Source organism: Pseudomonas sp. SWRI111 (genome assembly GCF_014268555.1).
In the GTDB taxonomy this organism is placed as follows: Bacteria; Pseudomonadota; Gammaproteobacteria; order Pseudomonadales; family Pseudomonadaceae; genus Aquipseudomonas; species Aquipseudomonas hamedanensis.
Genome location: NZ_JABWQQ010000104.1, coordinates 1 through 271 on the forward strand (window position 1 = coordinate 1; position 271 = coordinate 271).

Here is a 271-nt window from a genome sequence, read left to right on the forward strand (position 1 = left end):
GTGTTACCTTTGTCGATAATCATGATACCCAACCAGATGAATCACTTGAATCTTGGGTTGAAGATTGGTTTAAGCAGATAGCATATAGCTTAATATTGCTTCGAAAGGACGGCTATCCAACCATCTTCTATGGCGATTACTATGGGATTGGCGGAGAACATCCGATTGAAGGAAAAAAGGCTGCCATTGATCCATTACTATATGTACGAAAGAAAAAAGCATATGGTAAGCAAGATGATTATTTCGATGATCCACATGTAATCGGCTGGGT

The 271-nt window shown here is 39.5% G+C and carries 1 protein-coding gene; it reads left to right on the forward strand.

All coding sequences use genetic code 11. The annotated features are described in order from the left end of the window. Positions 1–271: hypothetical protein (locus HU755_RS27115; RefSeq protein WP_202885369.1), on the forward strand; the 271-nt coding region annotated here is incomplete at both ends.